Annotated in this window: 22 protein-coding genes and 1 riboswitch; of the genes, 7 read left to right on the forward strand and 15 right to left on the reverse strand. The window is 70.7% G+C overall.

Annotated features, from left to right (window positions below; genetic code table 11):
* The first annotated feature begins 22 nt into the window (after positions 1 to 22).
* Positions 23 to 436, forward strand: coding sequence for a DUF1801 domain-containing protein (locus ACN6M5_RS08385; RefSeq protein ID WP_434949260.1), 414 nt, complete (start codon positions 23 to 25; stop codon positions 434 to 436).
* 45 nt (positions 437 to 481) lie between these two features.
* On the forward strand, positions 482 to 676 hold the full coding sequence (locus tag ACN6M5_RS08390; RefSeq protein WP_085371026.1) for a hypothetical protein: 195 nt from the start codon (positions 482 to 484) through the stop codon (positions 674 to 676).
* Positions 677 to 895: 219 nt separating this feature from the next.
* On the opposite strand, the gene ACN6M5_RS08395 is transcribed toward ACN6M5_RS08390, so the two are convergent.
* Genes ACN6M5_RS08395 through ACN6M5_RS08420 form a run of 6 tightly spaced genes read right to left on the reverse strand, consistent with a single transcriptional unit; the run spans position 896 to position 10,213 of the window.
* Positions 896 to 1,708, reverse strand: a complete 813-nt coding sequence (locus tag ACN6M5_RS08395) for an ABC transporter ATP-binding protein (RefSeq protein WP_434949261.1) — start codon at positions 1,706 to 1,708, stop codon at positions 896 to 898.
* A complete protein-coding gene (locus tag ACN6M5_RS08400; protein ID WP_434949262.1) occupies positions 1,705 to 2,670 on the reverse strand; it encodes an ABC transporter ATP-binding protein in 966 nt (321 codons plus the stop codon). The genes ACN6M5_RS08395 and ACN6M5_RS08400 overlap by 4 nt, the downstream gene beginning before the upstream one ends.
* Before the next feature lie 5 nt (positions 2,671 to 2,675).
* Positions 2,676 to 5,456 (reverse strand): FtsX-like permease family protein, encoded by a 2,781-nt coding sequence (locus ACN6M5_RS08405; RefSeq protein ID WP_434949263.1) that lies wholly within the window; start codon positions 5,454 to 5,456, stop codon positions 2,676 to 2,678.
* Entirely contained in the window at positions 5,453 to 8,449 is a 2,997-nt protein-coding gene (locus tag ACN6M5_RS08410; RefSeq protein ID WP_434949264.1) for an FtsX-like permease family protein, read from the reverse strand. Before ACN6M5_RS08410 ends, ACN6M5_RS08405 begins: the two co-directional genes overlap by 4 nt.
* Before the next feature lie 48 nt (positions 8,450 to 8,497).
* The gene (locus tag ACN6M5_RS08415; protein ID WP_434949265.1) at positions 8,498 to 9,412 is read right to left on the reverse strand and encodes an aldose 1-epimerase family protein; all 915 of its coding nucleotides are present in this window, start codon (positions 9,410 to 9,412) and stop codon (positions 8,498 to 8,500) included.
* Positions 9,413 to 9,427: 15 nt separating this feature from the next.
* Complete coding sequence (locus ACN6M5_RS08420) at positions 9,428 to 10,213, reverse strand: DeoR/GlpR family DNA-binding transcription regulator (RefSeq protein WP_434949266.1); 786 nt, start codon at positions 10,211 to 10,213, stop codon at positions 9,428 to 9,430.
* A gap of 84 nt (positions 10,214 to 10,297) precedes the next feature.
* Between ACN6M5_RS08420 and galT the strand changes: the two genes are divergently transcribed.
* Genes galT through ACN6M5_RS08440 form a run of 4 tightly spaced genes read left to right on the forward strand, consistent with a single transcriptional unit; the run spans position 10,298 to position 13,979 of the window.
* Complete coding sequence (gene galT / locus ACN6M5_RS08425) at positions 10,298 to 11,470, forward strand: galactose-1-phosphate uridylyltransferase (RefSeq protein ID WP_434949267.1); 1,173 nt, start codon at positions 10,298 to 10,300, stop codon at positions 11,468 to 11,470.
* A complete protein-coding gene (galK, locus tag ACN6M5_RS08430; protein WP_434949268.1) occupies positions 11,467 to 12,627 on the forward strand; it encodes a galactokinase in 1,161 nt (386 codons plus the stop codon). Before galT ends, galK begins: the two co-directional genes overlap by 4 nt.
* Before the next feature lie 4 nt (positions 12,628 to 12,631).
* On the forward strand, positions 12,632 to 13,432 hold the full coding sequence (locus ACN6M5_RS08435; protein WP_434949269.1) for an MBL fold metallo-hydrolase: 801 nt from the start codon (positions 12,632 to 12,634) through the stop codon (positions 13,430 to 13,432).
* Positions 13,433 to 13,472: 40 nt separating this feature from the next.
* Positions 13,473 to 13,979 (forward strand): gamma carbonic anhydrase family protein, encoded by a 507-nt coding sequence (locus ACN6M5_RS08440; protein ID WP_434949270.1) that lies wholly within the window; start codon positions 13,473 to 13,475, stop codon positions 13,977 to 13,979.
* Positions 13,980 to 14,066: 87 nt separating this feature from the next.
* Here ACN6M5_RS08440 and ACN6M5_RS08445 read toward each other — a convergent pair whose 3' ends face one another.
* The 4 genes from ACN6M5_RS08445 to glyA all read right to left on the reverse strand — a co-directional run bounded on the left by ACN6M5_RS08445 (position 14,067) and on the right by glyA (position 18,381).
* The gene (locus ACN6M5_RS08445) at positions 14,067 to 15,473 is read right to left on the reverse strand and encodes an MFS transporter (RefSeq protein ID WP_434949271.1); all 1,407 of its coding nucleotides are present in this window, start codon (positions 15,471 to 15,473) and stop codon (positions 14,067 to 14,069) included.
* A 119-nt stretch (positions 15,474 to 15,592) separates the two neighbouring features.
* A complete protein-coding gene (locus ACN6M5_RS08450) occupies positions 15,593 to 16,069 on the reverse strand; it encodes a YbaK/EbsC family protein (protein WP_434949272.1) in 477 nt (158 codons plus the stop codon).
* Positions 16,066 to 16,947: a bifunctional methylenetetrahydrofolate dehydrogenase/methenyltetrahydrofolate cyclohydrolase gene (locus tag ACN6M5_RS08455; RefSeq protein WP_434949273.1), complete on the reverse strand. Its 882-nt coding sequence runs from the start codon at positions 16,945 to 16,947 to the stop codon at positions 16,066 to 16,068. Before ACN6M5_RS08455 ends, ACN6M5_RS08450 begins: the two co-directional genes overlap by 4 nt.
* Before the next feature lie 108 nt (positions 16,948 to 17,055).
* Positions 17,056 to 18,381: a serine hydroxymethyltransferase gene (gene glyA, locus ACN6M5_RS08460; RefSeq protein WP_085371039.1), complete on the reverse strand. Its 1,326-nt coding sequence runs from the start codon at positions 18,379 to 18,381 to the stop codon at positions 17,056 to 17,058.
* A gap of 56 nt (positions 18,382 to 18,437) precedes the next feature.
* Positions 18,438 to 18,532, reverse strand: a riboswitch (ZMP/ZTP riboswitch).
* Positions 18,533 to 18,676: 144 nt separating this feature from the next.
* On the opposite strand from glyA, the gene ACN6M5_RS08465 reads away from it, so the two are divergent.
* Complete coding sequence (locus ACN6M5_RS08465) at positions 18,677 to 20,188, forward strand: beta-N-acetylhexosaminidase (RefSeq protein ID WP_434949274.1); 1,512 nt, start codon at positions 18,677 to 18,679, stop codon at positions 20,186 to 20,188.
* Between the two features lie 6 nt (positions 20,189 to 20,194).
* On the opposite strand, the gene ACN6M5_RS08470 is transcribed toward ACN6M5_RS08465, so the two are convergent.
* The 5 genes from ACN6M5_RS08470 to ACN6M5_RS08485 all read right to left on the reverse strand — a co-directional run bounded on the left by ACN6M5_RS08470 (position 20,195) and on the right by ACN6M5_RS08485 (position 25,073).
* Entirely contained in the window at positions 20,195 to 21,430 is a 1,236-nt protein-coding gene (locus ACN6M5_RS08470; protein WP_434949275.1) for a mannosyltransferase family protein, read from the reverse strand.
* A gap of 131 nt (positions 21,431 to 21,561) precedes the next feature.
* Complete coding sequence (locus ACN6M5_RS19365) at positions 21,562 to 21,885, reverse strand: immunity protein CdiI family protein (RefSeq protein WP_518525483.1); 324 nt, start codon at positions 21,883 to 21,885, stop codon at positions 21,562 to 21,564.
* Between the two features lie 77 nt (positions 21,886 to 21,962).
* Positions 21,963 to 22,862, reverse strand: coding sequence for a carbohydrate ABC transporter permease (locus ACN6M5_RS08475; protein WP_434949276.1), 900 nt, complete (start codon positions 22,860 to 22,862; stop codon positions 21,963 to 21,965).
* On the reverse strand, positions 22,859 to 23,818 hold the full coding sequence (locus ACN6M5_RS08480) for a carbohydrate ABC transporter permease (protein WP_434949277.1): 960 nt from the start codon (positions 23,816 to 23,818) through the stop codon (positions 22,859 to 22,861). Before ACN6M5_RS08480 ends, ACN6M5_RS08475 begins: the two co-directional genes overlap by 4 nt.
* A 10-nt stretch (positions 23,819 to 23,828) precedes the next feature.
* Positions 23,829 to 25,073 carry an extracellular solute-binding protein gene (locus ACN6M5_RS08485; RefSeq protein WP_168689983.1) on the reverse strand — a complete coding sequence of 415 codons (1,245 nt, stop codon included), beginning with the start codon at positions 25,071 to 25,073 and terminating at the stop codon, positions 23,829 to 23,831.
* Positions 25,074 to 25,079 lie beyond the last annotated feature (6 nt).

Here is a 25,079-nt window from a genome sequence, read left to right on the forward strand (position 1 = left end):
GGTGCCGGGGCTAGCCTGGAGCATGGCCCCGGAGTATCGGAAAGACCCGCGCGTCGACGCGTACCTCGACGGGCTGCCCGCCTGGCAGCGTGACATCTTCGCCCAGCTGCGCGACATCATCCACGAGGCGGACCCCGCCATCGAGGAGACGATCAAGCGCACCGTGCGGCCGTACTTCGTGCTCGACGGCACCGTGTGCGCGTTCCTCGCGGCGAAAGACCACGTGAATCTGTTCGTCTACGACGGCGGCATCGTGCCGGACCCGCACGGTCTGATCACCGCCGGGCACGGCAACACGACGGCGCGCACCATCGGATTCACCGAGGGTCAGCCCATCCGGCGGGAGCCGCTGCTGGCGTTCCTGCGTGCGATCGTCGCGGACAATCGGGCGGGAGGCTGGCGCAGCATCGTGGCACGGGGGCAAGCTGGGTCGTGAGGCGGCGCTCCCCGCGCGGCCACGACGCGAGACGAGGTGGATGCGATGACCGCTGAACGAGAACCGATCGAGTACCCCGACGAGGCCGGATACCCGGACGGCGAAGGCTTCCTTGACGAGGGCACCGCGCATCCGGATGCGGCGGCCGGGACGGACGATGCGCCGTCGCTCGACGGGCTGGCGGCGTTCGCCGACACCGACGAGGAGGACGACGAGCCGGGCGGCGGCCCGGACGTGTGACGCCGCGGCGGAGATCGGGGGCCCATCCGGCCGGAAACTCCGCCCGAGCGGAGTCGCGCTCGGCGTGGCGGCCCGAAAGTCCTCCGTGAGCGAGCCGCCGTGGCGACGACCGCTCCAGCGGAGTTCCTGGCGACACGCCGCGGCAGACTCCGCTCGGACGGAGATTCGGCGGTGAGCCGCGCTCGACTCCGCTCGAACGGAGATTCGGATCGGTTGTGGTCAGGTGCCGGGGGCGACATCCGGACGCGCAGCGGCGTCCGGTTCGGGGGCTGCGTGGCGGCCGCGGCGGCGCTGCGGCGGGAGCGTGCGGCCGTCGTGGAGTTCCAGGACGCGGTCGGCGCGGGCCATCAGCAGGGGGTCGTGCGTGGTGACGACGGCGGCCACGCCGCTGCTGTGCACGAGGTCGACGAGCAGGTCCATCATCGCTGCGCCGGTGACGCTGTCGAGCTGGCCCGTCGGCTCGTCCGCGAACAGGATGCGCGGGCGTGCTGCGAGCGCGCGGGCGATGCCGACGCGCTGCTGCTGACCGCCGGACAGTTCGGTGGGCCGCTGTTTGGCGTGACCGGAGAGGCCGACCAGGTCGAGCAGTTCGGCGACGCGCGCATCCCGGTCGGCCGGGGCTGTGCCGAGCAGTCGCAGCGGAACCTCCACGTTCTCGGCGGCCGAGAGCACGGGCACGAGACCGAACGCCTGGAAGACGAACCCGATGCTCTCCCGCCGCAGCTGCACCAGCTCGGCCTCCGACGCCGTAGTCAGCTCGGTGTCGTCGATCCAGACCTGCCCGGAGGTGGGGGTGTCGAGGCCCCCGAGCACGTTGAGCAGCGTGGTCTTGCCGGAGCCGGAGCGGCCCCTGACCACCAGCAGCTCACCGGGATGCACATCGAGCGACACCTCGGCGAGCGCGGTCACCGTGCCCGCCTCCGTCTCGAAGACGCGGCCGACGCCCTCGGCGCGCAGGATGGGTTGCGGGATGGTGGGCGCGGTGGTGGACGCGTCGGTGCGGCTGGTGGCCTGTTCGTCGGCGAGCGTCATGAGTCTCCTCCGGTGGTTTCGGCCGTCTCCGTGTCGTGCGGCCAGACGCCGACGTGGTCGGTCTCGAGCGCGAGGCGGACGCGGTCGCGCATCCCGAGGGTGGTGAGGTACTCCGGCGGCAGCTGGAGGCGTCCGACGCGGTCGAGCACGGCGAACTCCTCTGCCACGGTGTGCTCGTCGCCGCTCTCGCTGATGCCGGTGCGGCGCAGGACCTCGGTGGAGGTGCGCCCATCCCGGATCTGCACCGTGCGGGCGACGTGCTCGGAGACGGTGGGGTCGTGGGTGACGATGAGCGTCGTCACGCCCAGCTCCCTGTTGACGCCGCGCATCGCTTCGAGCACTTCGGCGGAGGTCGCCTCGTCCAGTTCGCCCGTCGGCTCGTCGGCGAGGAGGACGCGCGGGTCGTTGGCGAGGCCGACCGCGATGGCCACCCGCTGCTGTTCGCCTCCGGACATCTCGGTGGGTCGCCTGTCCGCGCAGTGCGACACTTCGAGCAGGTCGAGGAGTTCCCGCGAGCGCTCCCTGCGGCCGGGCGTCTTCGCCAGCGACATGGTGAGCGCGATGTTCTCGCGGGCGGTCAGGTACGGCAGCAGGTTGCGGGAGGTCTGCTGCCAGACGAAGCCGACCGTGCGTCTGCGGTAGTCGACGCGCTGGGCGGAGGTCAGGCCGAGCAGGTCGCGGCCCGCCACGGACGCGCTGCCCGCCGTCGGCTTGTCGAGCCCGGAGAGGATGCCGAGCAGCGTCGACTTCCCCGACCCGGATGCGCCGACGATGGCGACCAGGTCGCCGCTGCCGACGCGCAGGTTGAGACCCTGCAGCGCCTGCACCTCCACCCCGTCCGCGCTGAAGATGCGCACGAGGTCGGAGCAGACGATGCTGGCATCCTGGCGCTCCGCATCCTGCAGCTCTGCATCCCGCAGCTCCGCATCCCGTAGCTCCGCATCCTGGCGCGTGGTGGTCATGTCGGTCATTCTTCCCCTCCTGCCCGGAGCACGGTGGCCGGTGACCGGCGCCGCGCACCCGCGAGTGCGATGAGTGTTGCCGCGGCGGTGACGACGGCGAAGCCGACCGCCGCTCCGGCGATGAGCACAGGATCGATCACCACGGCCGGCCGCACCGGCCCTCCGGTGAACCCGGTGAGGTCGATCGGAGTCAGCACCACCGCCGGCAGAGCGAGGCCGACCAGGATGCCCGCGATCAGCCCGACCGCGAGCACCGGTCCGAGCTCCCAGCCGAGCAGGCCGGCGGTCTGCCTGCCGGTGAAGCCGATGGTGCGCAGCGTGGCGACCAGCCTGGTCCTGGATGCGGTGTTCATCACCAGGGTCAGCAGCAGCGCGCCGATGCACATCAGGGCGGAGAGCGCGATCGAGACCAGCGCGACCGTCTCGAGCCCGGAGACGAGCGGCGCCTTGCGCAGCACGGACTGCTGCTCGACCGCATCCCCGATGATCGCCCCTGGGCCGGCGACGGAGGCGAGGGCGGCGTGCACGGCCGAGGCGTCCGCACCGGGGCGGAGCGCGACGAGCACCGTCGACGGCCGCTGCGTCAGCGTGATCGCGGACGGCAGGCCGGTCTTGTCGATGATCGTCCACTCCGCATCCCGGATGTAGACGCCCGGCGTGAACGAGAAGGCCGTGACGCCCAGGTGCACCGTCGTGTCCGTGTACAGGATGGCGCTCGTCACCGGGATCTTCGGGCTCCAGCCGCCGATCACCGCCGCCGTGCGCCCGGGGACGCTCGCCCGCAGCGCCGTGGAGACGCGCGCGCTCTCCGGCACGTTGCCCTCGACCGCCGCCAGCTCCTTCGGGTCGACGAGGTAGCCGCTCAGGTCGCCGCCCTGCGTTCCCGCCCGCACGTCGAGGCCGCCCGCCGAGTAGACGATGGCGGAGTGGGCGACGCCGGGCACCGAGCGCAGGCGGTCGAGCTGGTCGTCGGTGAAGGCCACAGGAGTGGACACGCTGAGGTCCGCACCGACCGCCGCGTGCGCCCCTCCCTCGATCCCGGCGCGCTCCGTGCTCAGCACGGCGGCGGAGAAGACGGTGATGCTGACGCCGGTCACCAGCGCGAACACCGGCCACAGGCCGCCGGCGCGCGACCGGACGGCGGTCGTCGAGCCGATCGCCGCGACGGCTCCCCTGCGTCTGCGCAGCAGAGCGGCCAGCCAGCCGAGCGGAAGCGGGTAGAGCCGCAGCACGAGCACGCAGGCGGCCAGAGCGATCAGGATGGGCGTGACGGCGAGGAGCGGGTCGATGCCGAGCCCGGCATCCTGCGACGGAGCAGCCGTGCCGCGCTGGAACAGCGTGACGACGCCCGCCACCGCCAGCCCCACCGCGAGCACTTCGAGCACCCAGCCCCAGCGCCGCCGCGCCGATCGCTCGCCGCGGAGGTCGTCGCGCGGGCCGAGCGCCCCGGCCGCCACCGCCAGGATGAGCGGGGGCGCGACCGCGCAGCACACGGCCAGAGCCACGGAGAGTCCTGCCGGCCCGCCGCGCGGCGTCAGCAGCAGCGCGGCCACGAGCCCGAGCGCAGCGGCGGGGATCGACACGGCGGCCCCCTCCGCCGCCAGCCCCCAGCGCAACCGGGACGGGGATGCGCCCCGGGCGGCCATCAGTGCGAGCGCGTCCCTGCGCCTCCCGAGCACGAGCCGCACGCCGAGCACGAGCACCGCCAGCGCGACGCCGAGGGGTCCTGCGGCGAGGATGGCGAACAGGGTCGCCGCCGGTTGCGCCCTCACGGTGTACTCGGCCAGCGAGCGGTCGAGCTGGGTGCTGAACCGGAGCGCCGTCGGCACGCCGCCGATGGTGGCGGTGGGCGTGGTGGCGAGGAACCGGCCGAGGGCGCCGCTGACCGCATCCAGCCGGTCGACGCTGAAGGCCGACGGCTCGACGGGGAACCAGCCCTCAGTGACGGTGCCAGGCAGGGAGCGCGCGACGGTCGGCCAGGAGTCGGCGGCCACCCAGACGACGCCGCTGTACTTCTTGCCGGCATCGCCCAGGTCGGCGAAGCTGCCGGACGCCCGGACGGTGTCGAGATTCCAGAAGTGGGCTGCGGGGTCGCGCGGGGTGACGGTGCCGACCAGGGTCAGCCGGGATTCGCCGAGGATGCGGGACTGGCCGATGGTCCAGCCGACGAGCTTCGCCGCTGCGGTGGTCATCACCACCTGCGCATTGACGGGAGGGCCTGTCTCGGTGACGATGATGCCCGGCTGCTGGGCCGCCGGGTCCGGTGCCGGTTGCATGGGCGCGGTGGACAGGGTGGCGACCGTCGCCTTGTCCGGCCAAGCGCCGGCATCCAGGGTCGCGACGCCGCGCAGCTGCTGGTAGGCCTCGACGGTCGTGAAGTAGTGGCCGTCGGAGGAGGCTCCGGCCGGCGGGCTGGTCGGCAACTCCTCGGACGCCGCCGAGTACTGGCCCTTCTCGGTCACCTGGCGCAGCGGAGCCGTCATGCCCCTGCGCACGGCGTCGAGTGCTCCCGGCATGGCCTTCCAGGCCGCTCCCGGATCGCCGACGATGATGCCGCCCGGCTGGCCCATGCCCGACTTGACGACGGTCACCAGGTCGCGGTTGACCGGCTGCGCCTGGTCGAGCCCGTACTGCAGGTCACTGGTGAGGAGGGTGTCGGCGAAGCGCGGCCAGGCGGTCAGCGCCGTGGTCGCGACGAGCACGACGACGCCGAGCATGATCAGCCCGCCGCGGAAGGCGGAGGCGGCACGCACGGCGAGGCCCACACTGCCGAGGGAGGAAGTCACCGCGTCTCCTCCCGGTATGTCGTGTCCAGTACCTGCCTGCGCACCGCGCGGCCGTATGCCCACAGCACCACCGCGACCGCGGCGGCGAGCAGCACGAGCGCGCCGAGCAGCGCGGGAAGGTCGACGGCACCGCGCACCGACAGGGTCGGCGGGGCGGTGACGACGGAGAGCCTGGCGAGCGCGTTCCCGGCGAGCAGGAACACCGCTACTCCGCCCGCGAGCCCGAAAACGGCTGCGGCCGCCACGATCCCGGCCAGCTCGATCCGGCGGCTGCGGGCCTGCTGGCGCGAGCTCATCCCGACCGCGCGCAGCACGGCGACCTCGGCGCGGCGCCCGCGGAGCAGCGCGGCGATGGTGGCGCCGATGGCCACGATGGCCAGCAGCGCGCATCCGGCCGTCCCGAGCCAGAGGCTCACGATGGCGCTCGACATGAACCGGGAGACGAAGTCGCCGGAGGCGTCGGCCACGACGGCATCCGGACCCGCCAGGCGCTGGGCGGCGGCGGCAACGGCGTCCGGGGAGTCCGTCGCCAGCCAGACCGTGCCGAGTCGTGGAGGAGCAGGCTGGGCGCGGAGGGCGGCGTCGCTGAGCGCGCGCTGGTCGACCAGCACCGCCACTGGATCGCTCGTGCCGGGAACGGCGGCGACGACGGCGGCGATCGTGCCCCGCGCCGACACCCAGGCCGCGTCGAGGTCGATCGTGTCGCCGACGGCGAGCGAATCCTGCTGGGCGGCGCTGGCCGTGACCGCGACCGGCAGCTTCCCTGTCGTCGGCGGCATGACGCGCACCAGGCCGTCCGCGCCGCGCACACCGTCTGCGCGCTTCCAGGAGGCGATGTCGATGGTGTCCGAGCCGGCAGCGACCGAGCGGATGCGCGGTGTTGCGGTCGCCGCGCCCGTGGAACCGGCTGCGCCCTGGGCCGCGGCCGGTCGCGCGTCCACCGCGGCGAGCGTCCACCGTCCACCGTCCGGCACGGTGGCGCTGAACCGGCCGGATGCGCCGGGCGCGGCGACGAGCGGCGCGAGCGCTCCCCGCGCATCCACCACCCAGAACGTGACGGCGGCGGTGGATGCGGTCTGCGCGGTGAGCGTCTTCGCCCCCGCCGGGAGCTCCGGCCCTGCAAGGCGGGTCGCGTCGGTCAGCTTCCTGCTCACGTCGCCCGTGTCGAGCATGTACCCGCCGACCCTGGTCAGCTGCGGCAGCCGTCCCGCATCGAGCGCGACCAGCGTGACGGTGCCCTGACCGAGCCCCGCGTCGGTGACCAGCCCCGGCGACGCGGCCGTCACGGACGGGACGCCCGCCAGCGCATCCACGTCCGGCAGGTCTTCCGGACCGCGGACGACACCGGCGAGCCCGGAGTCGACGCGCACGTCGGCGCCGGTGACGAGCCTGGATGAGTCGCGCAGGAACCCGGACCAGGTGCCGACGTATCCCGCGGAGAACGTGGCAGCGCCGACCGTCAGCACGATGAGCGCGACCGGGGCGGCGAACAGCGCGAGCCCCCGCCCCACCTGCCGGGCGGGCAGCACGCCGGAGAGGCCCCGGCCGCGCGCGGCGACGCCCTCGACGGCCGCGGCCGACGGGCCGAACAGCACCAGGCCGAGCACCGCGATCGCGCACAGCACGGCGGCGGGAGCGATGACGCCGATCGGGTCCACTCTTCCGTCCGCAGACACCGGGGAGCCGAACGCCACGAACCGCCACAGCGTGAGTCCGGCGGCGGCGAACGCGAGCACGCCGACGCCGATGGATGCTGTCGTCCTCGCCCGTCCTGCCTCCACGGCCCCCGGCGTCCCGCTCGCCGCACGCGCGGACGCCGCGGTAACCACGGCCGAGCAGGCGACGGCCGCCGCCAGCACCAGCAGCGGGGGCGCGACCAGTTCGAGCACCCCGCCGACGCCGCCGACCGCGCCTCCGACCATCCCGAGCAGCACGGCCTGCGCCGCCGCGAAGCCGAGCACGGCGCCCACGAGTCCCACCAGCGCGGCCTCGACAGCGCCCGCACCGACGAGCTCGCCCACGGTCGCGCCTCGCGCCCGCAGCACGCGCGTCTCGGCCAGTCGCGACCGGGCGAGCAGCTGGGCGAGCAGGATGAGCGCGACGACGGAGCACACCGCCAGCACGGAAAGCGGAACGGGGACGACCGCGGCGAGCGCGCCCACCGACTGCCGCATCGCCGTCACGGTGGCGAGTGCGTCGCCCTGCGTGGAGAACGGAGAGGAGGACGCCGTCGAGCTCTCGGTGAGCGCATCCGTGACCGTGCGGAAGCCGGACTGCAGGCGCGGGAGCTGCGCGGCGGTCGTGGCGCGCGCATCCGGTGCCACCACCCACTGCACGGACTCGGAATCGGAGAGGGTGCGGAGCGCGTCGGGGGTGAGGATGGCCCGGCCGTCCGTGCCGCCAGACCCCGGGGTGAGGCCGAGCCACGCCGGCGCGGAGGGAGAGACGGGGCGCCAGACGCCGGAGACGGTGAAGGTGCGCGTGCCGGTGTCGCCCGTGGTGCTGAGCGTCGACCCGGCGCGGGCGCCGATGGTCTTCGCCAGCTCGGCGTCGACGGCGATCTGCTTCGGCCCGGTGGGCCAGGCGCCGGCGGTGAGCCTGGCTCGTGCGAGGAGCTCGTCGTCTGCGGCGAGCGCGAGCATCGATCTGTCGCCGGTGAGCGGCACGGCGGCCACGTACGCCGAACGGTCGACCGTGACCGATGCACCGGAGAAGTGCGTGGCGACGATGGACCGCACGGTCGCATCCTGCTCGTCGGCGTCGGAGCTCAGCGTCCCCTGCACCGCCTGCGCCACCGACACGGCCGGACCGGCGTCGATGCTCTGCCGCACCGCGACCGTCGGCGACCGCACGGCTAGACCGACCATCGTGCTCGCCAGCAGGGTGACCACCAGCACGGTGAGGGCTGTGGCGGCCAGCACCCCGGCCTGCGCGCGCGAACGCTGCACCCAGAACGCACGGATGCGTCCCTCACTCCCCCCGGATGCACGCATTGCACAAAACTATCGCGCGCGAACGCAAAAGATCAGCGTCAGCCGCCGTCAGAAGCCGTCGTGTCGGATGCCCCACACGGCCGACCAGCTCTCGCCCGGTTCCAGCCAGCGCAGCCCGCGGCCGGTGTTCAGGGCGTTCGCCGGGGCCGTCATCGGTTCGACGGCGAGAGCGACGTCGCCCGTCGGCTTGGTCGCCAGCGTGCGCGACGTGTAGAGCTGCAGGTAGCCGAACGACGGGTCCGCCCAGAGCACGACCCTGCGTCCGTCCGGCGCGGAGACCGTGTGGGCGACCTCACCGTCGATCACCGGCAGGTCGGCGAAACCGTCGTCGAGGTCGAGTTCCCCGACCAGGCGCCCATCGCTCAGGTCGAACGGTGTGCCGGCCACCGGCAACTCCCCCACCAGGTTGAGCCGCTCGTCCACGTCGAGGTGCGTGCGCGCGCCGACCGTCAGCGTGAGGTCTGCGGTCGGCACGTCGCCGACCCGAAGATACGGATGCGCGCCGATCGCCACGGGGGCACGTCCGCTCCCGAGGTTCTCGATGGTGTGCGTGACGGTGAGGCCGCCCGGCCCGACCTCGTGCCGCACGGTCGTGGCGAGCTGGAACGGGTAGCCCAGCTCGGGGAAGATCGCGGCCGACTGGGTCACCGACGACACCGTGCGCTCGACCAGGTCGTACGGCCGGTAGCGCAGCAGCCCGTGGATGGCGTTCCCGCGTGCCGGCTCCGTCACGGCGAGCCGCTGCGTCTTGCCGTCGAACTCCCAGGCCGCATCCTTCACCCGGTTCGGCCACGGCACCAGCACGATCCCGCATCCGGACGGCGGCGTCGCCTCCACTGGGAACGGCTCGGTCAGGTCGGCGCCCCCGAGTCGCAGCGTCCGGAGCCCTGCCGCCACCTGCGTGACGGTAGCGGTGAGGTCGCCGGAGACGATGTCGTACTGGGTTCCTGTCGGCGGGTGCATACGGTCAGCGTATTGTCACGCCACCACCACCGCGAGCCCCGCCGCCCGCAGGGCTGCGACCTCCGCCTCCGGAGCGCTCTCGCCGGTGATCAGCTTGCTCACCTCATCCAGCCCGGCGATGCGGCCGAGGTGGGTGCGGCCGAGCTTCGAGCCGTCCGCGACGACGACCGCCCGGCCCGCCGCTCCGACCATCACGCGTTTCAAGTCCGCCTCCGGCAGGTTCACGTTGGTGATGCCGCCCTGGGGATGCACGCCCGTGCAGCCGATGAAGGCCAGGTCGGCGTGCATCCGGTCGAGGAGGGCGGAGGCGAGCGGTTCGACCAGCGAGTGCTGCAACGGGCGCAGCGTCCCTCCGGTGACGACCACCTGGAAGCGCGGGATGGCGCTCTCCAGCGAGAGCGCGATGGTGAGGCCGTTGGTGATGACCGTCACGTCGTCGAGGTCGTCGCGCGCGGCGAGGGCTGCGGCGATGGCCGCCGTTGTCGTCCCGACGTCGAGGAGGACGCTGCTGCCGGAGACCACCATCGCCGCGGCTGCTGCGGCGATGCGGCGCTTCTCGTCCGCCGAGGTCTCGAGGGCCTCCTCGAAGCTGGCCTCGCGCATCCCGGGGGTGCGGAGGACGGCGCCCCCGTGCACGCGGCGGATGCTCTGCTGCTCGTCGAGCTGGTCGAGGTCGCTGCGCACGGTGACGTCGGAGACCTGGAACGCTTCACTGAGGTCGCCGACGCGGACGAAGCCGGTCCGCCCGATGAGTTCGAGCATCCGTTCGCGGCGGAGGGCGGCGGGCAGCGGTTCGGCCATGCTGCTATCGTCCGGTGGTTGCGTTTACTTGTCAATACGAAAGCAACTGACTAGATTTGCTTTCGAAACCGAAAGGGACGCTTCGTGCCAGCCATCACCAAACAGGTCCACCGTCTCGCCGACGGCCGCGAACTCATCTACTACGACGACGCGGACACGACGCTCGCCCCCGAGCGCGGCCCCGACCTACGCGAGCCGACCCCCAGACCGGCCACCGCGACCATGCGTCAGGACCCGCTCACCGGCGAGTGGATCTCGATCGCGGCCGCGCGCCAGAACCGCGTCTTCCTCCCTCCGGCCGAGCTCGACCCGCTCGCTCCCGCCACCCCCACCAACCTCTCCGAGGTGCCGAGCAACTACGACGTCGCCGTCTTCGAGAACAAGTCGCCGTCGTTCGGCCCGCTGCTCGAAGACGACAACGCTCCGGAGGGCCTCGACGACCTCTCCGCGATCGGCCTCGGTCGCACCCGCACCTCCGTCGGTCGCTGCGAGGTCGTCTGCTTCAGCCCGTCCTCCACCGGATCCTTCGGCAGCCTCACCCCGTCGCGCGCCCGCACGGTCATCGAGGCGTGGGCGGACCGCACCGCCGCGCTGTCCGCCCTGCCCGGCGTGCGCCAGGTGTTCCCATTCGAGAACCGTGGGGAGGCGATCGGCGTAACCCTGCACCACCCTCACGGCCAGATCTACTCGTACCCGTACATCACGCCGCGCACCACGGCGCTCATCCGGTCCCTGGACGCGTACGGGCCCACCCTGTTCGCCGACATCCTGGAACGCGAGCGCGCCTCCGAGCGCGTCATCCTGTCCGGGAAGCACTGGACGGCGTTCGTGCCGTTCGCCGCCCGCTGGCCCATCGAGATCCACGTGCTGCCGCACCGCCACGTCGCCGACTTCACCGAGACGTCCGCGGACGAGCGCGACGAGCTCGCCACCCTCTACCTCCGCGTGCTGCGGGGGGTGGATGCGCTCTACGACAGCCCGACGCCGTACATCGCCGCGTGGCACCAGGCGCCGGTCGGGGTGCGGCGCGACGAGATCCGGCTGATGCTGCAGATCACCTCGCCGAGGAGAGCCGCGGATAAGCTGAAGTTCCTCGCGGGATCCGAGTCGGCGATGGGCGCCTGGATCGGCGACATCCCGCCGGAGCAGGCAGCCGAACGACTCCGGGATGCCGTCGCCCGCGCCGACAGGGACGATCCCGCCGGCGAGCTGCCCGCGGGAATCACCGGACTCACCCCCAGAAAGGCCGACCGATGACCGACCTCCGCCAGGACACCCGCGACAGCTTCGCCGAGATCTTCGGCAGGGATGCCGACGGCGTCTGGTCCGCCCCCGGCCGCGTCAACCTGATCGGCGAGCACACCGACTACAACGAGGGCTTCGTGCTTCCGCTGGCGATCAACCGCCGCACCGTCGCCGCCCTCGGGCTCCGCGACGACCGCATCGTGCGGGTGGGCAGCTCGTTCGCCGACGAACTGGTCGAGATCGACCTCGCCGACCTCGGTCCGGAGGTGCTCTCCGGCTGGTCGGCGTACCCGCTCGGCGTCGCCTGGGCTCTCGGCGAGTTCGGCGCGGACCTGGATGCCGTCCCCGGCTTCGACGTGCTCATCGACTCGAACGTCCCCGTCGGCGCCGGACTCTCGTCGTCAGCGGCCATCGAGAGTGCGGTCGCTGTGGCCCTCAACGAGGTCTGGCAGCTCGGCCTGGACAGGCAGACGCTGGCGAAGGTCGGCCAGCGGGCGGAGAACGTCGCCGTCGGTGCGCCGACCGGGATCATGGACCAGTCCGCCTCCCTGCTCGGCGAACGCGACTCCGTCGTCTTCCTCGACTGCCGCACGCTGGACGCGCAGGTCGTGCCGCTCGGTCTCGAGGCGGCCGGGCTGGAGATGCTGATCATCGACACCGGCGTGGAGCACTCGCACGCCACGGGTGGGTACGCCGACCGCCGCGCATCCTGTGAGGCGGGGGCCGCAGCGCTCGGCGTCGAATCGCTGCGCGACGTGAGCGTGGCCGACCTCGACCGCGCCCGCGAACTCCTCGACGACGTGACCTTCCGCCGCGTCCGCCACGTCGTGACGGAGGACCAGCGTGTCCTCGACACCGTGCGCACGCTGCGCGAGCACGGCCCTGCCGCCATCGGCGAACTCCTCGACGCCTCGCACCGGTCCATGCGCGACGACTTCGAGATCTCGGTGCCAGAGCTCGACCTCGCCGTGGAGACAGCGCAGGCCAACGGCGCCATCGGCGCGCGCATGACCGGCGGCGGCTTCGGCGGCTCCGCCATCGCGCTCGTCCCGTCCGACGCGATGAGCCGCGTGCTCGTCGCCCTCGACGGTGCATTCGCCGAGCACGGATTCGGGCAGCCCGATCTGTTCACCGTCAGCGCATCGGAGGGCGCGAAGCGCGAGAATTGACGGTATGACCGCTGCCGACGTCACCTGGCTCGACCCCGACACTGTCCAGCTCCGCCAGCCGAAGGCCTCCCACTGGGAAGCGCCGTTCCTGTTCCTCCTCTTCGGCCGCGACCGGGCGATCCTCTTCGACACCGGAGCGACGAGCGACGAGCGTGTCTTCGCGCTGCGCGGAGCCGTCGACGGCGCGATCGAGACCTGGCTGCGCAAGCATCCCGCCCGGTTCGCCCGGCCGTACGAACTGGTGGTGGCGCACACGCACGCGCACGGCGACCACATCGCGGGCGACGCCCTCCTCGCCGCACGGCCGGGGACGACCGTGGTCGGCACCACCCCCGCCGAGGTGATCGCCTTCTTCGGCTTCCCGTCCTGGCCGGATGCCGTCGTCCCGTTCGACCTCGGCGGCCGCGTCATCGACGTGATCGGCGCACCCGGCCACGAGCCGTCCGCGGTCGTCTACTACGACAGGGCGACGCGCATCCTGTTCACCGGGGACACGGTCTGCCCAGGCAACCTCTACGTGCGCGACCGCGCCCAGTTCGTGCAGACCATCGACAGGCTCATCCGGTTCCGGGATGCGACGAAGCCGCGCATCGAGACGGTGCTCGGCGCCCACGTGGAGATGTCCACCACCCCGGGCGTCGACTACCCGCCCGGCACCGTCGATCAGCCGGACGAGGCACCGCTCGCGCTCCCGCCGAGCATCCTGGACGAGGTGCGGGCAGCCCTCGACGTGAGCGGGAAGCACGGCACGCCGAAGAAACGCGTGGTGCGCGACCGCTTCATCCTGGTCGACGACCAGCGCTGACCCCGCCGACCCGGCTGGCTCCGCTGGTTATGCTGACGGCATGACTCGCATCACCCTCGCCGACGGCTCGGCCCCCGAGGTCCACGACACCGCTTTCGTCGCCCACGGCGCCGTGCTCGCCGGGCGGGTGCACCTCGCCGCGGACTCCAGCGTCTGGTACAACGCGGTGCTGCGGGCCGAGGCGGAGGACATCCGGATCGGCGAGCGCAGCAACCTGCAGGACAACGTCTCCTGCCACGTCGACGCCGGTTTCCCGCTCACCGTCGGCACCGACGTGTCCGTCGGCCACAACGCCGTGCTGCACGGCTGCACCATCGAGGACGGCGTGCTGGTCGGGATGCACGCCACCGTGCTCAACGGAGCCGTCATCGGCGCCGGCTCCCTCCTGGCCGCCGGCACGCTGGTCCTGGAGGGAGCCGTCATCCCGCCCGGCTCCCTCGTCGCCGGCCTTCCCGGGAAGGTCCGGCGCCCCCTCACCGACGACGAGCGCGCCCACCTCCTCGACAACGCCGCCGCCTACCTCTCCCACGTCGCCGCCCACAAATAATCGAGCCGGGACTTCTGTACGCGACACGCCGGGGGCGGCCGTACACAAGTCCCGGCTCGACGGCTTCGGAACGGGCTGGGGCCAGGCTCAGCGGAGGCCGTAGATCGGGGAGGCGGCCTGCTCGCGCTCGTGGTCGGGGCCGAGCGGGATGCCGCTGCGGTCGCGCAGCAGCAGTGTCGCCAGCAGGCCGATCACGGTCATGCCCGCCAGGTAGAGGGTGACGGCGAACGTCGACCCCGTCGCCTGCACCAGCGCCGTCGCGATGGTGGGCGCAAACGCACCGCCCAGGATCGCGCCGATCGCGTACGAGATCGAGACGCCGGAGAACCGCACGGATGCGGGGAACAGCTCGGCGTAGTACGCCGCCTGCGGCCCGTAGGTGAAGCCGAGCCCGATCGTCAGGAGCGCGACACCGAGGAACAGCAGCCACACGTTGCCGGTGTTCACGAGCGGGAACAGCGCGAACACCCCGGCGAGCTGCAGCACCCAGCCCACGATGTACGTCGTGCGCCTGGTGATCCTGTCGCTCAGCCAGCCCGCATACCAGGTCGACAGCAGCCAGGTCACCGCCGAGCCGGTGACCGCCCACAGCACGGGTCCGCGGTCGAGGCCGATCGGCCCATCCGGGTTGGTCGCGTAGTTCTGGATGTACCCGCCGGTGGTCATGTAGCCGACCGCGTTGTTGCCCGCGAAGATCAGCGCGGCGATGACGACCAGCAGCGCGTGCCGCTTGAAGAGCGCGACGATGGGGGTGCGGGTCTGCTCCTTGCGGGCCGCGATCTCCTGGAAGACCGGGCTCTCGTCCACGCGCTTCCTGATGTAGTAGCCGATCACGATGAGCACCACCGAGAGCAGGAACGGCACGCGCCAGCCCCAGACCAGGAAGGCGTCGCCCGGCGCGATCAGTGCCATGAGCGCCATCGTCCCCGACGCCAGCAGCAGGCCGAGCGGAACACCGATCTGCGGCGATGCACCGAACAGCCCGCGGCGCGCGGTCGGCGCGTGCTCGACGGCCATCAGCACAGCACCGCCCCACTCGCCGCCCGCCGAGATGCCCTGCAGGATGCGCAGGAAGATCAGCAGGATCGGCGCGGCGATCCCGATGGCGGCGTAGGTCGGCAGCAGACCCACCAGCGCCGTCGAGACGCCCATCAGAATGAGCGTGATCATCAGCACGAGGCGTCGCCCGTACTTGTCGCCGAGGTGCCCGGCGATGAATGCCCCGAGCGGGCGGAACAGGAAGCTGATGCCCACGGTGAGGAACGACAGCACCGTGGCGATCTGCGGTCCGGCCGGTTCGAAGAACAGCTGACCGAAGACGAGCCCGGCGGCCGAGGCGTAGATGAAGAAGTCGTACCACTCGACCGTCGTGCCGACGACGGTCGCGAAGACCACGCGGCGCCGGTCGGTCTGGGCGGCGAAGCTGCCGGTGGGGGTGAAGTGCTGACCGGATGCGGTCGCGCCGTCGGGGGCGCTGGGATGCGGCCTTGTCATGGAAAGGTTCTCCTTGGTTCGACGTCGTTGTCTGTACGAGCTGACATGCTCGCAGCCAAGATACCATACCGTATACGATTTATGATTCGAAGGAATCATCGCGCGGTGGAGCGTGCAGGCTACTCCGCGACCGGGCCGGGAGTTCCGCCGGTGATGCGCACCAGTTCCTCGAACGTGGTCGGGAACACCGTGTGCGCGTGACCGGCGGCGGCCCACACCTCCGGGTATCCGGCGAGCGCCACATCCACCACCGTGCGCAGCGGCGCCGGGTGCCCGACCGGCGCGACACCGCCGATGGTCTGGCCGGTCGCGGCCTTCACCGTGTCGGCGTCGGCACGCCGGATGCGCCCGCCGAGCCGCTCCCCCAGGAAGGCGGTGTCGACGCGGTGCGCGCCCGAGGTCATCACGAGTAGCGGCTCGTCGTCGATGGTGAAGACCAGCGAGTTCGCGATGGCGCCGACCACGACGCCCAGCTCGGCCGCGGCGGAGACCGCCGTGGGCGTCGCGGACTCGAACCAGCGCACGCGCGGCTCGACACCCGCCGCGAGCAGGGCAGCCTCGACCGCTTCGACGGCCGGATGCGTCCTGTCGCTCATCGCAGGGAGCGCTCCGCGGACTCCACCACGTTCTGCAGCAGCAGAGCGCGCGTCATCGGGCCGACGCCTCCAGGGTTCGGGGACACCCAGGCGGCGACCTCCGCCACCTCAGGCGCCACATCCCCGGCCACGCGGCTCTTGCCGGTCTCCGGGTCGTCGATGCGGCTCACGCCGACATCCAGGACGATCGCGCCCGGCTTCACGTTGTCCGCGGTGACCAGGCCGGCGACACCGGCGGCGGCGACGATCACGTCTGCGCGCTTGAGGTGCGCATCCAGGTCGACCGTTCCGGTGTGGGTGAGCGTGACGGTGGCGTTGATCTCGCGGCGGGTCAGCAGCGAGCCGATCGCGCGGCCGACGGTCACGCCGCGACCGACGACGACCACGTCCTTGCCCGCCAGTTCGATGCCGTGACGCAGCATCAGCTCGATGACGCCGCGGGGCGTGCACGGCAGAGGCGTGGTGATCGGGCGGTTGACGTTGAGGACGAGCCTGCCGAGGTTGGTCGGGTGCAGGCCGTCGGCATCCTTGGCCGGGTCGACCAGTTCGAGGATCGCGTCGGTGTCGATGTGCGGCGGCAGCGGGAGCTGCACGATGAAGCCGGTGCAGTCCGGGTCGCCGTTGAGGTCCTCGATCACGGCCTCGAGCTCGGCCTGCGAGATGTCGGCGGGCAGGTCGCGGCGGATGGACGAGATGCCCACCTCCGCGCAGTCGCGGTGCTTGCCGGCGACGTACCACTGCGATCCGGGGTCGTCGCCGACCAGGATCGTGCCGAGCCCGGGCACGACGCCCTGCTCGCGCAGCACGCTGACGCGCTCCTTCAGCTCCGCCTTGATCGCGGCCGCTGTCTTCTTTCCGTCCAGAATCTGTGCGCTCATCCGCGCTCCTAACGTTGTGACGCCGTCGAGCCGGGACCTGTGCACGCCCGCCGACGGCGTGCCGCGTGCAGAGGTCCCGATTCGACTACTGCGGGAGGTGGGCCGGTGCTAGATGGAGGAGGGGAGCTCGACCGGGAACGCGTCCTGGCCGGACGGGGTCAGGCCGGGGTAGAGCGGGAACGCGGCGGTGAGCGCGTCGACACGGCTGCGGAGGGATGCGGTGTCCGCGCCGGGCTGGAGCGCTGCTGCGATGATCTCGGCCACCTCGGTGAACTGCACGTCGCCGAAGCCGCGGGTCGCGAGCGCCGGGGTGCCGATGCGGAGACCAGAGGTCACCATCGGCGGGCGCGGGTCGAACGGGACGGCGTTGCGGTTGACCGTGATGCCGACCTCGTGCAGCACGTCCTCCGCCTGCTGGCCGTCGAGCTGCGAGTTGCGCAGGTCGGCGAGCACGAGGTGCACGTCGGTGCCTCCGGTGAGCACATCCACACCACCGGCGCGGGAGTCCTCCGCCGTCAGGCGGTCGGCCAGGATCTGCGCGCCGCGGACGGTGCGCTCCTGGCGGTCGCGGAACTCGTCGGTCGCCGCGAGCTTGAACGCGGTCGCCTTCGCGGCGATCACGTGCATCAGCGGGCCGCCCTGCTGGCCGGGGAAGACGTTGGAGTTGAGCTTCTTGGCGAGCTCCATGTCGCGGGAGACGATGAAGCCGGAACGCGGGCCGCCGATGGTCTTGTGCACCGTCGACGACACGACGTCGGCGAACGGGACGGGCGACGGGTGGATGCCCGCGGCGACGAGACCGGCGAAGTGCGCCATGTCCACCCAGAGCTTCGCGCCGACCTCGTCGGCGATCGCGCGGAACGCGGCGAAGTCGAGGTGACGCGGGTATGCGGACCAGCCGGCGATGATGACCTGCGGCTTGTGCTCGAGCGCTTTGTCGCGCACGACGTTCATGTCGACGAGGAAGGTCTCGGGGTCGACGCCGTACGAGACGGCGTTGTAGAGCTTGCCGGAGAAGTTGAGCTTCATGCCGTGGGTCAGGTGGCCGCCGTGGGCGAGCTCCAGACCGAGGATGGTGTCGCCCGGCGTCGCGATGGCGGACAGCACGGCCGCGTTGGCGCTCGCGCCGGAGTGCGGCTGGACGTTGGCGTATTCGGCCTTGAAAAGGCTCTTCGCGCGGTCGATCGCCAGCTGCTCGGCGATGTCGACGTACTCGCAGCCGCCGTAGTACCGGCGGCCGGGGTAGCCCTCGGCGTACTTGTTGGTGAGCACGGATCCGACGGATTCGAGCACCGCGCGCGGCACGAAGTTCTCGGACGCGATCATTTCGAGGTAGTCGCGCTGGCGGCCGAGCTCGAGCGCCAGGACCTCTGCGATCTCCGGGTCGACCTCCGCGAGCGGGGCCGTGAACGTGGATGGGAGTGTGTCAGTCAAAACCGGCTCCTTATAAATGCAACTCAGCAGTGAACGCAGACGGGTGGGATGTTTCCCGTATCGACCCAGGCGCGCGGCCGATCCGCCCGTTTCGCTGGGCATTCGTCGCTCCCCAATGGTGACCATTTGAGCGCCAGTCGCGACGCGAGCAAGCATAGCAAAGGGCGGCTGGGAGGCGAACCCTTGCCGTTTGTTAGGAGGGCTGCAATACTCGCAGGTGGCCGACCGGAGGGGCGGGCAACGACGGCCGTCACCACACCAAGCACCCAACGCATACTCAGTTGAAGGAGAACGCGTGGTCATCCCCCGCCCGGCGATGCTCGAGTCCGTCGATTCCGCGCCGTTCACCCTCGCACCGGATGCGCGGATCAGCGTCGCAGGCCCTGGAGCCTCCTCCGTCGCCGAGTTGCTCCGCTCTGAGCTCGCCTCCGACTGCAGCCGCAGCCTCACCGTCGTGCACGAGCCTCCGGCGTTCGGAGACATCGCCATCGTCATCGCGGACGACGAGGCGCCGGACGGCCACGACGCCGAGGGCTACGCGCTCGAGGTCGCCGCGGAGGGCGTCCGCATCGGAGCGGCGACCACCGCCGGCGCGTTCTGGGGCGTCCAGACCCTGCGGCAGCTTGTCCCCGCCGAGTGCGGGTCCGACCCGCTCACCATCGACGCCGTCCGCATCGTCGACCACCCCCGGTACGCGTACCGCGGTGCGATGCTCGACGTCGCGAGGCACTTCTTCACCCCGGATGCGGTCAAGCGTTTCATCGACGCGATCGTGCTCCTCAAGGTCAACCACCTGCACCTGCACCTGACCGACGACCAGGGGTGGCGCATCCACATCCACAGCTGGCCGAACCTCACAGCGCACGGCGGGTCGACCGGGAGCGACGGCAGCGATGGCGGCTTCTACACGCAGGACGAGTTCCGCGATCTGGTGGCGTACGCGGCGGAGCGGCACGTCACGGTGGTCCCCGAACTGGACATGCCCGGTCACACCAACGCGGCACTCGCCTCGTATCCGGAGCTGAACGCCAACGGCGTCTCCCCCGCCCTGTACACCGGGTCGAAGGTCGGCTTCAGCACCCTCCTCTCCGGCGACGAGACGACGGCGCGCTTCGTCGACGACGTCGTGCGCGAGGTCGCCGCGCTCACGCCGGGGCCGTACCTGCACATCGGCGGGGACGAGTGCCAGAGCACGGACCCCGCCGACTTCCTCGCCTTCATCGCCGACGCAGCAGCGACGGTCGCCCGCCACGGCAAGATCCCGGCCGGCTGGCACGAGATGGGGAAGAGCGGCGACCTGCCGGATGGCACGGTCGGCCAGTACTGGGACTTCCTCACCCCGCGCGGCAGCGCTGCCGACGAGACCCTGTCGTTCGTGCGGCAGGGCGGCTCCGTCATCATGTCCCCCGCCGACGTCGCATACCTCGACATCGTCTACGAGGAGGGCGACCGCCTCGGCCAGGACTGGGCGGACGGCCCGACCACGCTGCGACAGTCGTACGAGTGGGATCCGGCGCGGATCGTCCCGGGCCTCACCGAGGCGCACATCCTGGGCGTGGAGGCTCCGCTCTGGACGGAGACGGTGGAGACCGTGTCCGACATCGAGGAGATGGTGTTCCCCCGCCTCGCCGCGGTGGCGGAGATCGGCTGGTCGCCCGCACCGTCCGACACGGATGCGGTGGAGACGGCCCGCGACTTCGACGACTTCGCCGAGCGCGTCGCCGACCTCGCGGAGCACTGGGAGGCGGCGGGGACGAACTTCCGCCGCGTGCCGGAGGTGCGCTGGCGGGAACGCGTCAGCTCCTGACCTCGATCAGGGGTAGCCGAGGAACCAGAGCAGCAGCAGGGCGACAGGCTGCAGGGCGATCCCGCAGATCAGCACGATCATCCTGACCCGTTTATTGGCGGCGAGCGCCGGCGAACCCGCGAGCGGCGCCAGCGGCATCAGCAGACGGAACAGGCTCTGCTGCGGCAGGAACACCGCGAACAGGTAGAGCCCGTAGCTCGCCGCGAACGCCACGACCTCCGTGCCGAGCGCGCGGACACTCGGCCTGCTGAGCAGCCAGGCGAAACCGCCGATCGCGGCCACCACCAGCAGTGCCCCGATCACGTTCGCGTACTTCCAGGTGAACAGGAACCACGGTGTCAGCGGCACGAAGGCGACCCGCCCGATGAACCCGGTCCACCACGACAGCTCGGTCTCGACGTACGCGTCCGCGTATCCGGTGACGACGGATGCGATCAACGGCCAGGCGAGCCCGGCCACCGCCGTCACTCCCCCCGCCACGATCATCGCGATCCGCTCCCGCCAGCCGAATGCCTCCTGTCCGCGCCGGGCGACGACCAGGCGCACCAGGAACACGATCCCGAGCGCGAGCGGCAGCGCCAGCTCCCCCGGTTTGGTGAACGCGGCCGCCACGCCGAACGGGATGACCAGCCAGTACCGCCTCGCCATCATCGCCCACAGCGCCGCGAACATCAGGAAGAAGAACAGGCTCTCCGCGTACGCGATCTGCAGCACGAACGAGAGCGGTCCGAAACAGAACAGCACGGCCGCCCAGAGCGCGTTCGACGCGCCGACCCTGGATGCGACCAGCCGGTAGAGCACAAGCGTCGCCGCGGCGCCGAACACCGTGGCGACGATGACGGCGGCCGGGTAGAACCCGAGCCCGGTGACGAACATGAGCCCGCGGGCGATGGCGGGGAACAGCGGCAGGAACGCCCACGAGTTCTGCTGCACGTGCCCGCTGTCGTCGGTCGGAAGCGTCGTCGGGTACCCGCCCTCGGCGATCTTCCGGTAATAGGACGCATCCCACGACCCGGAGAACGTCCAGAAGCTGGGCTCGGTGCGCGAGCTGGCGAAATGCCACTCACCGACCGTCGCCGCGACGTACAAGGTCACCATCAGCGTCGTGGTGAACACCCGGGATGCGACGAACACGGCCAGGACGACCACCCACCAGCGATACTCGCGCCCGGCCACGCGAATCCGCGACGGCGATGCGGTACCCCTCTCGGCGAGCACGCCGAGCCGCTCTCTCACGCTCATAGTCCCAGTCTGCCGACCCCGGTCTGTGTGTTCGCCGCGATCGTACTCTCCGCGGGGCGTGTGCGCACGTGGGATGACCGTCACAACTGCTGGGCGGCCTTGCAGCGGAGGGGTGGCGAGCTCGTGCTGGCTTACCACCCCTCCGCTGCCAGGTAGCAGGGCACGATCACGGCCACGCCCCGCGTCTCGCGCTGGAGTTCGTCGAACAAAGCGTTCCCCTGGGCCTCCCACTCGTCCTGCGCGGTCGGCTCTGTCCATCCGATGGCGGGATCCTGCAGGTGTTCCCATCGAGCGCGCCACGCATGAAGTCGCGCGGCAAGCGGTTGGCCTATGCCGAGGTCGTCCGGCGACACTGGTCCGTCCTCCCAGAGCGGCCACGGGTGTCCCCACTCGTTCCACATCCGGATGCGACGGAGCCCGTCATCCACAACTGCCATAGCACCCAGAGATAGCATGGCCGGCTCCGAAGCACCCTTACACCCCAGGTGGGAGGCGCCCGCATCGCGCCACACGCGCGGGCACCCCCACCGGTCTACTTCACGCTGCCCTGCGTGAGTCCGCCCACGAGTCGTTTCTCGATGAGCATGAACAGCACCACCACCGGGATGACCGCCACGATCGACACCGCGAAGACGTACTGCCAGGCGGCGTCGTACTGGCCGACGAATTTGGTGAGGGCCACAGAGAGCGGCTGGTTGGCGTCCGTCGACAGGATGACCAGGCTCGCCGCGAACTCGTTCCAGGATGCGACGAACGTGTAGATGATGGCCGTCACGATGCCTGGCCAGACCAGGGGCAGCTGCACCCGGAAGAGCACGGTCCATTTGCCTGCGCCGTCGAGCTGGGCGGCCTCGTCCACTTCTTTGGGCACTCCCGCGAAGAAGTTGTGCATGATCCAGATCGCGAACGCCAGGTTGAAGGCCGCGTTGACGAGGATCATCGCCAGCCAGGTGTCGTTGATGCCGAGGGCGACCATCTCTTTGAAGAGGCCGGTCGCGAGCACCGTCGGCTGCAGCATCTGGGTGACGATCACGAGGAAGAGGAACACCCCGCGCCCCGGGAACCGGAACCGGGCCGTGTAATAGGCCGCAGGCACGCAGACCAGCAGCACGAGCGCCGTCGCGAAGACCGAGATCACGATGGTCGAGATGAGGTTCTCGGGCAGCGGCGTCTCCGGCGTCGACCACATCGTGAGGTAGTTCTCCGGGTGCCAGGTGGTCGGCAGGTAGGTCGGAGGCACCGTCAGGATGTTGTTGCGGCTCTTGAACGAGCCGACCAGCATGATCAGGTACGGCGCGATGAAGATCAGCGCGATCACGAGACCGGCGACCATCCGGCCGGCGAGTCTGCCGGTGAACCGGTTCTCGGCGGGACGGCGGCGGCGCGGCTGGGGCGCCACCGGGGCGGCGATGCTGGGGGCCTGGACGCTCACGAGACCTCCTTCATGGGTTTGACGATCCACAGGTAGAGCGCCACGACCACGAGCACGATCAGGAAGTTGATCACGCTGAGCGCGCTCGACAGGTCGATCCGCTGCTCGTTCTGCAGCAGCTTGAACATGTACGTCGTCGTGGTGTCCGCCTTGTAGCCGGGGATCGCCCCTGTCATCAGTTTCAGGATGGGCAGGTTGTTGAAGACGTTGATGATGTTGATGAGGCTGGCGAGGGCGATGGCGTTGCGGAGGTTCGGGAGCGTGACGCCGAAGTACGTGCGAGCAGCGCCGGCGCCGTCCATCTTCGCCGCCTCGAGCATGTCGCCCGGGATGCCCGCGAGACCCGCGAGCAGCGTGTACGTGGTGAACGGCAGGGAGACGAACACCGCGATCGCGATAGAAGAGAGGAACGCCGGGACCGGCTCCTTGGTGAAGCCGAACGGCTCGGCGAGCAGGTGCACATCCACCAGGAACTTGTTGATGATGCCGTAGAACGGGTCGAGGCCGTAGACGAAGACGGTCGTGGTCATCACCACGCTGGCCGCCCACGGGATGAGGATGGCCATCCGCACCCACTGCCTGCCGGGGAAGTTCTTGTTCAGGAACTGCGAGAGCGCGAGCGAGATCACGACGGTCAGCACCACCACGGACGCGACCCAGAGCAGCGTGTTGAACAGGATGCCAGGCAGCTCGGGCCGGTTGAGCACCGTGAGGTAGTTCTGGAAACCGACGGAGCCGTGGTCGACTCCGGCGACCGAGATCTTCCTGGTGGAGTTGAAGATCATGTAGCCGGCGGGGAACAGCACCACGCCGAAGATCAGGATGAGGGCGGGCAGCGTCCAGGGGACCGCGTTCGCCAGGTCACGGGCACCCGTGCCCTGCGGTTTCTGCGACGCCCCGCGACGGGGACGGCCGGTGGCCGCCCCCGTCTTGGTCGTTTCGATGGTGTGACTCATGCCGCGCTGACTACTGCCCGTCGGCCTTCGCCTGGATCGACTTCAGCAGGTCTGCCGGGTTGGCACCCTGACCGAGCTGACCGATCTGGCTCTGGATCGCCCCCTGCGCTGCTGCCCAGTTGGGGTTGGTGGATGGGTAGAACTTGGCGTTCGGCAGCAGGTCGAGGAACGGCTTGATGGTCTCGTCGGAGGCCATCGCGTCCGCGCCGGACTTGGTGGTGGGCAGGAAGCCCTCCGCGCCGACCCACTTGGTGTAGACGTCCGCCGAGTAGAAGTAGTCGAGGAACTTCTTGATCGAGGCCGTCTTGTCCGTCTTGCCCTTGAAGGCCATCAGGTGGTCTGCGACGCCGAGCGTGAACGCTGAACCGTCCTTGGTGGGGATGGGAGCGATGCCGTACTTGAGGCTCGGGTTCTTGTCCTTGATCTGGCCGACGATCGGCGGGAGGCCGATCTGCATCCCGATCTGGCCCTGGATGAAGACGTTCATCAGCGGGGTGCGGTTGGTCGAACCGGGGTTCGCCTCCGTCACACCGGAGTTGATGATCTTCTGCATCTCGGTGGCGCCGTCGACGTTCTCCGAGCTGTCGATGGTCAGCTTCTTCGCGTCGCCGTACCCTCCGCCTGCTCCGTAGAACCAGATGGCGGTCTCGGCCTGGGCTTCCTCGCTGCCGAGGGGCATCCCGTATCCGGTGACGCCCGCCGCCTTGAGCTTGCCGGCATCCGTCTCGAACTCCGCCCACGTCTTGGGCGGGTCGGTGATGCCCGCCTTGGCGAACAGGTCCTTGTTGTAGAACAGTGCGCGGGCGGAGGCGATGAACGGCAGGCCGTACTGGGTGCCGTCGATCGACGCGTTCTTGGCGAACGCCGACTGGAAGTCGTCGAGCGTCTTCGACGAGACGATGTCCTTGGCCGGGTAGAGCAGGTCGTCCGCCGCGAATCCGGCGAAGGCGTCGATGTTCAGGATGTCCGGCTGCTTGCCGGCCTGGATGCGCGTCTTGATGACGTTGTTGATGTCCGTCCACGACTCGACGTCGAGGTTGACGGTGATGCCGCTGTTCTTCGCCTCGAAGTCTTTGATGATCTGCTGCCACTCGGCCTTGGTGTTGTCCGAATAGCTCGCGACCATGAGGTCCAGGCTTTGCGCACCGCTGGACGATCCGCCGCCGGAGCCGCCGCCGAATCCACAGGACGCGAGTGTCATGGTCGCCGCTGTCGCCATCGCGACGGCTGCGCCCCACCGCAGGGATTTCTTCATGGACTT

The sequence above is a fragment of the Leifsonia araucanica genome, assembly GCF_051161895.1.
GTDB lineage: Bacteria > Actinomycetota > Actinomycetes > Actinomycetales > Microbacteriaceae > Leifsonia.